Source organism: uncultured Boseongicola sp. (genome assembly GCF_937988555.1).
GTDB lineage: Bacteria > Pseudomonadota > Alphaproteobacteria > Rhodobacterales > Rhodobacteraceae > Boseongicola.
The window spans coordinates 1-3,818 of sequence record NZ_CALJXO010000366.1 but is presented as its reverse complement, the minus strand read 5'-3'; the positions used below and the strand labels follow the sequence as shown (position 1 = coordinate 3,818).

The window sequence follows — 3,818 nt, the reverse complement described above, 5'->3', positions numbered from 1 at the left end:
GATCTTTGACGAGGTAAAAACCGGTGAACCTATACGGTTTGATGATGGAAAGATCGGCGAAGATGCCTTCTTCGAGAATATAGGTTTCGCCGTTGAAGTCTTTGTGTTCTTTGCCGTCGGCGATGACCGTGCCGACGCCTGTTTTGGTGTAAAAACCCGGGATGCCGCAGCCAGCAGCGCGCATGCGTTCGGCCAAGGTGCCTTGCGGATTGAACTCAAGTTCTAACTCGCCAGAAAGATACTGCCGCATAAATTCTGCGTTCTCGCCGACGTAGGACGAGATCATCTTTTTGACCTGCTTGGTCTGCAACAAGATGCCGATACCAAAGTCATCTACGCCCGCGTTATTGGACGCAAACGTCAGGTTTTTAACGCCGCTTTCTTTGATTGCTTGCAAGAGAAGCTCGGGGATGCCGCAAAGACCAAATCCGCCGGCTGCAATGAGCATATCATCGCGCAAGACGTCCTCCAGGGCCATTGTGGCATTGGGAAAGACTTTTTTCATGCGCGATCTCCTCTGTATCTGTCGCGAGAGGGTTTGACGCTAGGTCTGCTCAAAGTCAATCGCCGCAGTGCAGCGCTATCAGGACGCTTTCTTCTTGCGGGCCGGCTTTTTCTTGCCCTTGCTGCCGGCTTTTTCGTTGATCAGTTCCACAGCCATCTCAATTGTAAGGGCCTCGGGATCGGTGTCCTTGGGCAGGGTCGCATTGACCTTTTCCCATTTCACGTATGGTCCGTACTTTCCGTCCATGATGGCAATCGGACCGCCGCTTTCGGGATGTTCGCCCAGATCTTTCAATGTTTTCGCCGCCCCGCGCGCGCCCCGTGACGCCAGCTTTGCCGCGATCAGTTCGACAGCACGGTTCATCCCAACGCTCCAGACCTCGTCAATGCTTTCCAGGTTGGCGTTGACGCCGCCGCGATCGGACGTGCTTTCGGCGTATTTCAGATAGGGGCCATAGCGCCCGATATTCGACCAGATCGGCACACCGTCTTCTGGGTGCGGTCCGATTTTTCTCGGCAGCGACAGAAGTTTAAGGGCCTGTTCGAGTTCAACATCCTCAGGCGGCCAATCCTTGGGGATCGACTGACGAGGTGGTTTCTTGTTCTCCTCGGTCAGTTCACCGCGCTGGACGTAGGGGCCAAAACGGCCTTTGTGGACCCAGATGTTGTCGCCAGCATCCTCGCCGAGCATTTTGCCCTCGGGCGGGATTGAGCTTTCGGGTTCAGACCCCGGAGGGCCGAAGGCACGTGTGTAGCGGCATTCGGGGTAGTTCGAGCAGCCAATGAAAGCGCCGCCGGATCGAGCCGTGCGCATCGAAAGACGTCCCAAGCCGCAGTTCGGGCAAAGCCGCGGATCGCCGCCTTCTTCTGTCGGCGGGAAAAGGTGTGGTTCGAGAACCTCATTTATCTTTTCAAGGACTTCGGTGATCCGAAGATCGGCTGTTTCTTCAATTGCAGCTTTGAAATCACGCCAGAACCGCGCCAGGACATCCTGCCATTCGCGGCTGCCAGCTGTGATATCGTCAAGCTCTTCTTCAAGGTTCGCGGTAAACTCGTAGCCGACGTACCGGCTGAAATAATTCTCGAGGAAGGCAATGACGAGACGGCCTTTGTCTTCGGGGAAAAGGCGGTTCTTGTCTTTGTGGACGTAACCACGATCCTGAATTGTTGTGACGATCGAGGCATAGGTCGACGGGCGACCGATGCCTAGTTCTTCCATCCGTTTGACCAGCGTGGCTTCTGTGTAGCGCGGCGGCGGTTGGGTGAAATGCTGCTCGGGCGAGACGGCTTTCTTGTCGGTCTTTTCGCCGTCCATGATCTGTGGCAACCGTTTGTCATCGTCGTCGACAACATCGTCGCGGCCTTCTTCATAGACGCGGATGAAGCCGTCAAACAGCATGACCTGACCGGTCGCGCGCAGTTCAATTTGCCCATCGCGGCTGGCGATATCGACCGTTGTTCGTTCCATTCGTGCGGCGGCCATCTGGCTCGCGAGCGTGCGTTTCCAGATCAGGTCATAGAGTTTTTTCTGGTCCGCGTCGCGTAAATCCAAGCTCTCAGCGTCGGCTGTCATCTCCGCCGGGCGGATACATTCGTGCGCTTCCTGAGCGTTCTTTGCCTTGTTTTTATAGACACGCGGGCTGTCGGGGACGTATTGGGCGTTGTAACGGTTCTTGATTGCATCACGAGCAGCGGCAACCGCTTCGGGGGCCATGTCGATGCCGTCAGTCCGCATATAAGTGATGTGTCCGGCCTCATAGAGCCGTTGGGCGACCTGCATCGTCTGTCGCGCACCAAAGCCGAACTTGCGGCTAGCTTCCTGTTGCAGGGTCGAGGTCATGAAGGGCGGCGATGGATTGCGCGAGGCGGGTTTGGCCTCGACGGATTTGACGGTCAGGTCGCGGCTCTCGATGGCTTGTACGGCAAGTTCGGCTGCGGTGCTGTTTGAAATGTCGAACTTGTCGAGCTTCTTGCCACCAAGGACGGTGAGACGCGCTTCAAATTCTTGTCCGCGCGGCGTGGCGAGCAGTGATTTGACGGTCCAGTATTCCTGAGCGTGAAACTTTTCGATCTCCATCTCGCGCTCGACGATGAGGCGCAAGCAAACCGACTGAACACGACCTGCAGATTTGGCGCCGGGCAGTTTGCGCCACAGCACGGGCGAAAGGTTGAAGCCAACGAGGTAGTCCAGCGCACGGCGGGCGAGGTAGGCCTCGACCAGATCGATGTCTACTTCGCGTGGGTTCTGCATCGCCTCGGTGACGGCAGATTTAGTGATCGCATTGAAGACGACGCGACTGACGGGCGTGTCTTTTTTGATGGCTTTGCGGGCGCGGAGCGCCTCTTCAAGGTGCCAGCTGATCGCCTCGCCTTCGCGGTCGGGGTCAGTTGCGAGGATCAGCACTGGGTCGTCTTTCAGGGCGTCTACAATCGCTTTGATGTGCTTCTTCGAATCGGAAGCGATCTCCCATTTCATCAAAAACGCGTTGTCTGGATCGACGGAACCATCCTTGGGCGGCAAGTCGCGAACGTGGCCGTAACTGGCCAGAACGGTGTAATCAGAGCCGAGATATTTGTTTATTGTCTTGGCTTTAGCCGGAGATTCGACAACGACGACGGGCATGAAAAACCTTTCAAAGAAACCGGGGGTCTTGGCGGCGGAACATGTGGGCGCGGATCTGAACTTGTCAACGGCGCATGTCGTCCGGGGGGGTAAGTGATGCTTGGATGCGCCGCCTTTGCGGTCATTTCATCCCTCTCAACATCCCACCAGCATCCCGTTGGAGAGCGCCTCGGATTTCCAGGATAGCGATTTCCGGGAGGAGACCATCGACGCTGAGGTTCAGGTCTCGGATCACTTGATCTTTGAGGACTGGGGAAGGGCCGAGACGATCTAGTATTTGCTGGCGCAGGCCAAGGGTCGCAGGCTTGGTGCGGTCGGGCTGCTCTTGAAGGCGCAAAGCGTGGCTGGCGGGCCGGTTCCGGACGTTCGAGCGCTTCGAGGATGTCTTTGGCGGATCGCTCCAGAGCGGCGCCGTCTCGGATCAGCATATTGCAGCCAGAGGCGTGGGCGTCGAAGGGATGGCCGGGAACCGCGAGGACATCGCGGCCTGGATCAAGGGCTATCCGTGCGGCGATGAGGCTGCCGGATTTTGCGGCGGCCTCAAAGACGATAACGGCTTGGGCAAGGCCTGAAACAATGGGCGGTTGCAGCGTGGGAAGCGCCGCGCGTGGGGCGTTTGGTGAACGGGTGTCTCGCTGATGTGTATGCCCTCTTCTTCAATCTCTTGAGCTATGACGACGTTTCCTTGGGG

General features: G+C 57.3%; 3 protein-coding genes and 1 pseudogene. All 4 read right to left on the bottom strand.

What is annotated here, in order from left to right; translation table 11 throughout:
* On the bottom strand, window positions 1–505 hold a 505-nt coding region (locus Q1B15_RS21575; protein WP_299757918.1), incomplete at its 3' end, for a 3-oxoacid CoA-transferase subunit A.
* A gap of 78 nt (window positions 506–583) precedes the next feature.
* Window positions 584–3,127 (bottom strand): type I DNA topoisomerase, encoded by a 2,544-nt coding sequence (topA, locus tag Q1B15_RS21570; protein ID WP_299757916.1) that lies wholly within the window; start codon window positions 3,125–3,127, stop codon window positions 584–586.
* A gap of 121 nt (window positions 3,128–3,248) precedes the next feature.
* Window positions 3,249–3,464 carry a DNA processing protein DprA gene (locus tag Q1B15_RS23585; protein ID WP_366141765.1) on the bottom strand — a complete coding sequence of 72 codons (216 nt, stop codon included), beginning with the start codon at window positions 3,462–3,464 and terminating at the stop codon, window positions 3,249–3,251.
* Between the two features lie 124 nt (window positions 3,465–3,588).
* A pseudogene (locus Q1B15_RS23580) lies at window positions 3,589–3,678 on the bottom strand (hypothetical protein); the annotation flags it as partial.
* Window positions 3,679–3,818 lie beyond the last annotated feature (140 nt).